General features: G+C 43.6%; 6 protein-coding genes. 5 read left to right on the top strand and 1 reads right to left on the bottom strand.

Translation table 11 applies throughout. From position 1 onward, the window contains the following. The 5 genes from VN379_RS00880 to VN379_RS00860 all read left to right on the top strand — a co-directional run. A partial coding sequence (locus VN379_RS00880) for a histidine kinase (protein WP_325529842.1) occupies positions 1-539 on the top strand: 539 nt, incomplete at its 5' end. 365 nt (positions 540-904) lie between these two features. Then, positions 905-1780, top strand: a complete 876-nt coding sequence (glyQ, locus tag VN379_RS00875; RefSeq protein ID WP_325529840.1) for a glycine--tRNA ligase subunit alpha — start codon at positions 905-907, stop codon at positions 1778-1780. A gap of 3 nt (positions 1781-1783) precedes the next feature. Next, entirely contained in the window at positions 1784-3847 is a 2064-nt protein-coding gene (gene glyS / locus VN379_RS00870; RefSeq protein ID WP_325529839.1) for a glycine--tRNA ligase subunit beta, read from the top strand. Positions 3848-3884: 37 nt separating this feature from the next. After that, positions 3885-4535, top strand: coding sequence for a helix-turn-helix transcriptional regulator (locus tag VN379_RS00865; RefSeq protein WP_325529837.1), 651 nt, complete (start codon positions 3885-3887; stop codon positions 4533-4535). Beyond that, the gene (locus VN379_RS00860; RefSeq protein WP_325529844.1) at positions 4532-5356 is read left to right on the top strand and encodes a pyruvate, water dikinase regulatory protein; all 825 of its coding nucleotides are present in this window, start codon (positions 4532-4534) and stop codon (positions 5354-5356) included. The genes VN379_RS00865 and VN379_RS00860 overlap by 4 nt, the downstream gene beginning before the upstream one ends. A gap of 42 nt (positions 5357-5398) precedes the next feature. Here VN379_RS00860 and VN379_RS00855 read toward each other — a convergent pair. After that, the coding region (locus VN379_RS00855) for an LptA/OstA family protein (protein WP_325529835.1) at positions 5399-5773 on the bottom strand (375 nt) is incomplete at its 5' end.

Genomic DNA, 5773 nt, shown 5'->3' with positions numbered 1-5773 from the left:
GAATAATTCTGGCAGACGAGAATGGGTATGTGCATGCAATAAATCCAGAAGGAAATAGAATATTTTGTGTGAAACCGCTTAATGATAATGTTCTTCGCCGTGGCGGAGAATTGTTGCATTGCATTAATGCTAAGAATGGGTGTGGCTCTTCTGCTAATTGTGAGAATTGTCTACTTAGGGCTAATGCGATGTTGGCAATCAATGGGAAAACGGTTTCCCGGCAGAAAGGTAAGTTTGCAGTTATCAAGGATAATGAGATAAAAGAATTTGTATTCCAGGTAACTGCGGCTCCGCTTGTGTACAAACAATACACAATGTCTATTTTAATCATTGAAGATATATCTTTAATTACAGAGCTTTCAGGGTTAATTCCAATTTGTTCATCTTGTCATAATATCCGAAATGAGAAAGGTGAATGGACGAATATCTCAAAATACTTACAGGAACATTCTGAGGCACAATTCACACATGATTATTGTCCTGACTGTTCACACCAATTATTAAATAAGCGATCAAAACCTGAATCTAGACCTAAGTAATCAATATCCCCTTGATTTTCCTATATTTCCATGATAAAATTTTGAGCATTGGATACTCTAGTTACTACTAGATAGTACCTCTAAATATAGCAATGCGGGAATAAGTAACCTTTACTGCAGCGAACCAGGGATAGTGTAAGCCTGGTAAATAAAGGTGAAAGGCCTTCCCAAGCTACAGGAGGAAATCCTAGGCTGATTCCACAATCCTGCATCAGTCTTGAGAGAGTAAAACCTGTAATATATTAAGGCGGGTCGTTTGTACACGACCAATCAGGGTGGAACCGCGGGAACAACATCTCGTCCCTGTAACTTGAGTATAAGTTACTGTGATGAGATGTTTTTATTTTTATTAGGAGGTTAAGTATATGACATTCCAGGAGATAATCCTGACACTGCAAAATTTTTGGGCAGAACAGAACTGTATAATTCAACAGCCTTATGATGTGGAAAAGGGCGCAGGAACGATGAATCCGGCAACGTTTTTACGGGCCCTGGGACCTGAGCCATGGAATGTGGCTTATATTGAGCCGTCGCGTCGTCCGGCAGACGGTCGCTATGGTGATAATCCCAACCGTTTGTTCCAACACCATCAATATCAAGTTATTATGAAACCGTCACCAGCTAATATTCAGGAATTATACCTGGCTAGTCTGGCTAAGCTGGGAATTGATCCGGAAAAACACGATATCCGCTTTGTTGAGGACAACTGGGAGTCACCGACACTGGGAGCCTGGGGACTAGGCTGGGAAGTGTGGTTGGACGGTATGGAGATTACTCAATTCACCTACTTTCAGCAAGTAGGTAGTATTGATGTTAAGCCTGTATCTGTAGAAATTACCTACGGTCTAGAACGACTAGCTATGTATATTCAAGGCAAAGAAAATGTTTTTGACATCGAATGGATAAATGGCGTTACTTATGGGGATATTTTTCATCGCAATGAAGTCGAACAATCGCATTATAATTTTGAGATTGCCGATACTGAATTACTGTTCAAGCTGTTTGATATGTATGAAAAGGAAGCGATTAGGGTAATTGAACTGGGTTATGTGCTTCCGGCATATGACTATGTGTTAAAGTGTTCTCACAGCTTTAATTTGCTTGGCGCCCGTGGCGCAATCAGCGTTAGTGAACGTACCGGGTTTATTGGCCGGGTACGAAACCTGGCAAGGCTTTGTGCACAGGGATATCTGGAGCAGCGCGAAAAGTTAGGCTATCCGCTCCTAAAGGGAGGTAAGTAAGCCATGACCAAAGATTTACTCTTAGAGATAGGTACCGAAGAAATCCCTGCAAAGTTTATGACCGGCGCATTAGCGCAGCTTGAAGATATGGCTAAAGTAAAGCTGGCAGAACTTAGGATTAGCCATGCTGAAGTCAGGGCTGTTGGCACACCACGCCGGATGGCTGTTATTGTTAAAGCAGTTGCTGCAAGCCAAGCCAATAAAAACAGTGAGAATAAAGGTCCGGCAGTAAAAATTGCTTTTGATCAAGCGGGTGCACCTACCAAGGCAGCCTTAGGTTTTGCCCGTGGCCAGGGGGTTGACCCGTCAGAGCTTGTTGTAAGGGATGGCTACATCTACGCCATTGTTCAGGAAACCGGAAGCTCGGTGACCGAGCTTCTGCCAGGACTTTTAACTGATCTTGTAAGTAGCATGTCCTTCCCTAAGAACATGCGCTGGGGCGATCTTGATATGCGTTTTGTCCGCCCAATTCGCTGGGTGGTAGCGTTGTTTGGTCATGAAGTTGTACCTTGTACATTGCCCGGAGTAACCGCTGGCAAGATTACGCGTGGCCACCGTTTTCTGGGGGCGTCTGAGATAGAGGTAAATTCAGTTGAGGAGTATTTTGCTCGTCTCAGTGAGAACTTTGTCATGGTTGATCAAGATGTGCGGCGCCGCATTATTAAAGAGCAAATTGAAACCTTGGCAGTAAGCCATGGTGGGACTGCAACTATTGATGAGGAACTGTTGGAAGAAGTAGTCTATCTTGTAGAATACCCGACAGCGTTATGCGGTAATTTTGAAGCAACATATCTCAGCCTACCGCCTGAAGCCATTATTACTCCAATGCGTGAGCATCAGCGATATTTCCCGGTTACCGGGGAAGATGGAAAGCTGTTGCCAATGTTTATCACCGTTAGAAACGGCGGCTCAGATCATATTGATATTGTCCGTCATGGTAATGAACGTGTGCTTAAGGCAAGGCTGGCAGACGCCCAGTTCTTTTTTGAAGAGGATCAAAAAGTACCATTAGCAGACCGTGTGGAAAAACTTAAGACGATTGTATTTCAGGAAGGATTAGGTACAATCCATGATAAAGTGCTGCGGTTAGAGCGTCTGGCTGTTGGAATAGGGCAAATGCTTACGATTAGTCAAAACGAACTTACAATTATAAATCGCGGAGCTTATTTAGCTAAGGCCGACTTAGTAACAGGTATGGTCAACGAATTTACAGAGTTACAGGGTATTATGGGCCGGGAGTACGCCCTGCTGAGCGGCGAAACGCAATCTGTGGCCGAGGCAGTGTTTGAACATTACCTGCCGCGATTTGCCGGTGACCAATTGCCCCGGACAACTGCCGGCCGGTTAGTAAGCATTGCCGACAAGATAGACAATATTGTGGCCACATTTAGCCGGGGGCTTATCCCGACCGGTTCACAGGATCCGTATGCACTAAGGCGACAAGCGCTCGGTGTAGTAAATATTATAATTGATGCAAACTATCACGTTTCTTTAGCTGACATAACCAGTCAGGCTATGGACTTATTAGGCATTAGTGATAATGAACGCAGGATGAAGCTGTTAGCAGACATCCAGGAATTTTTCCGTCTGCGAATTAAAAATATTCTATCTGATGAAAATTTAAGATATGATATGATTGACGCCGTATTGGCGACAGGTGTGGATGATATTTACGATACTTGGCTTAGAGCTAGGGCCATGGCTGTAGCAGGTGGGACAATTGCTATGCAAAAGGCCGTACAGGCTCTGGTAAGGGTGGGGAATCTAGCGAAAACCGCCAGTTCACAGACCGTTGATCCCAGCCTATTCTCGGTCGAGGCTGAGCATGCCTTGTACAAAGCCTATGTAGAAGCTCATAATGCAATTAAAAAATATGAAACAGAAAAAAATTATCAGGGTATACTTAATATACTCGCCGGCATGGTGGCGCCAATTGATGTTTTTTTTGGTGCGGTTATGGTTATGGTTGAAGATACAGCTGTTAGAAACAACCGCTTGTCATTATTAAAAGCGATATCAGGCTTAGCAGCACACACTGCAGATATATCTAAAATCGTTATTGTCTAACGGTATTACACCTGTAATAAAAAAGGGGGGGCTGTTATTGGGATTATCGCCACGGCAAGAGAAAATTGCTGAGATGGTCAAGACTTTAGGCCCTATTACCGGAGAACAGATTGCTGAAAGTCTTAATGTAACCAGAGCGGCTCTCAGGCCTGATTTAGCGATCCTGGTGATGTCCGGTATGGTTGATGCCCGCCCCAAAGTAGGCTACTATTATACCGGCAAAAATGCTATAAGTATGCTTACCGAACAAGTCAGCAGGATAAAGGTACAGGATATCCAGTCAGTGCCTGTTGCTGTGACCTCAGGCACCAGTGCCTATGATGCTGTAGTCACCATGTTTCTTGAAGATGTTGGTTCAGTATTTGTCGTAGAGCCTGGGGGAATTCTAGTTGGGGTTGTTTCTCGTAAAGATGTGCTTAAGGTAGCCATGGGGGGGAGTGACCTTCATAAGATGCCGGTTAAAGTTCTTATGACACCAATGCCTAAGATTGTTGTAACATCTCCGGATGAACCTGTTTTAACAGCTGCCAAGAAAATTATTGAAAACGAGGTAGATAGTCTGCCGGTCGTTTCATTAATCAATCATCAGGGAACAAAGGCTTATGAAGTGATCGGGCGGCTTACAAAAACCAATATTACCAGATTGTTTGTTGAACTTGGCGAGGGAAGAGGAGGGGAACTATTATAGCTAACCTACCGATTATTTATGCATTATCAGATTCTCTTGGCGAAACGGCTGAAATGGTGGCTCGTGCTACTGCCAGTCAGTTTAGCTCCGGAGAGTTTGATATTATTAGAATTCCGTATATCACCTCTGTGGAACAAATAGCTGAAACAGTGCAGGAAGCGGCAAACCATGATTGTGTTATCTGCCACACTTTAGTGTCATCTAATTTGCGTGAGGCATTGCTGGAGCAGGCTCAAGTACATAACATTCCGACAATTGATATAATGGGTCCGATGATTCATGCTGTGCAAAAAGTTACCGGAATGACTCCGCGCCTAAAACCGGGTCTGATCCATAAGCTGGATCAGGAATATTTTAAGCGGGTAGAGGCAGTTGAATTTGCAGTTAAATATGATGATGGAAAAAATCCTTTGGGACTTTTAAAAGCCGATATTGTCATTATTGGTGTATCACGTACCTCGAAGACCCCACTTAGCATGTATTTAGCTCATAAGAAGGTTAAAGTGGCTAATGTTCCGCTCGTACCAGAGGCTCCTTTGCCGCAAGAGCTTTTTCAAGTACCATCTCATCGTATTGTAGGGTTGATAATAGATAAATTTAAGCTTAATGAAATTCGCTGTGAGCGCCTAAAAACAATGGGGCTAGCGCCTGATGCCAGCTACGCCAATATTGGACGGATCCATGAAGAGCTTGATTATGCCCGCTCTATTATGCGACGGTTAGATTGTCCGGTAATAGATGTATCAAACAAGGCGATCGAAGAGACTGCTAATCGGATATTAGAAGTAGTTCAGAAAAATAAACTGGCAAAGCACAAATAAAAATATCCCTGACTAGCTTCCAAGCTGGCCAGGGATATTTTTTTACAAAAAACTATTGGAATCAACATTATAGCTTATGCAATCAGCTGTCCAATTGTTACTGCCTTGAGATATACGTACATTACCGTTAAAAACGGCGACTCTGGTACGCCAATTGAAATCTGCATTGTCAGCGCTAATGGAGAGTCCCGGACGGGACAGGTTAACTCCACCGTCTATCTTTGCCTGTGCTTTGGAACCATAAACATAAACACTATCACCAGTAAAGGCGATGTCCCGCTGATTTACTGTTATGCCGCCTGTTCCCCAAACTTCCAGAGTGGTTGGGTTTACTCTGGCTTGGCCGGCAGTAATAACCCGGTCTCTCACTTCAATATAAACATTGCCATTTAGAATATATAGGCCTGAATTAATATC

This window comes from Sporomusa sp., assembly GCF_035561255.1.
Taxonomy (GTDB): domain Bacteria; phylum Bacillota; class Negativicutes; order Sporomusales; family Sporomusaceae; genus Sporomusa.
This window is presented reverse-complemented; position numbering and strand designations above follow the sequence as displayed.